This window comes from Methylobacterium sp. A49B (assembly GCF_053346215.1).
In genome coordinates, this window is record NZ_JBKFBO010000013.1 from 1 (window position 1) to 539 (window position 539).

The window sequence follows — 539 nt, forward strand, 5'->3', positions numbered from 1 at the left end:
AGGCGCCGAGATCCTCGGGGGCGGCCATCAGCCCGGCGTCCCGGCCGGTGCGCACGTAGTGCAGGAACGGCGACTCGCCCGGGGCGAACAAGTGGCCGTAGGCGCGACGATAGAACCGAGTCGAGAAGGCCTTGCTTGGGTCTCGATCCTCCTCCTGCCCGTGGGACAGGAAGTGGATGACGGGACCGTTCTCGAAGCCGCGGGTGTCGGGGTAGCGCTTCAGGTACCAGGGCGCGTCGAAGAGGGGTTCGATCTGCCGCGCCTGCTCGAACAACGCCGCATCCTCCGCGGAGGGCGGTGAACCGTAGCGTGGATCGAAGCCGGCATCCGCGACATCCGCGCCGCGCAGCATGGCGGTGGCCAGGAAGTGGACGAAGGGCGCGATCCCCGTCGCCTCCACGTAGGGATGATGCGCGCGGTAGGCCCAGCCGTTGAAGTCCGGCCTCGGATTGCGGCCCTTCCTCCAGCCGGTGTCGCAGTAGTCGCGCACCGCGTCGGCCTCCTCGGAGAGCCCGTAGCGCGCCCGGTAGAAGCCGTGG

General features: G+C 69.6%; 1 pseudogene. It reads right to left on the reverse strand.

From position 1 onward, the window contains the following. Nucleotides 1–539 (reverse strand): annotated as a pseudogene (locus ACLBX9_RS01810) (glycosyltransferase); the annotation flags it as partial.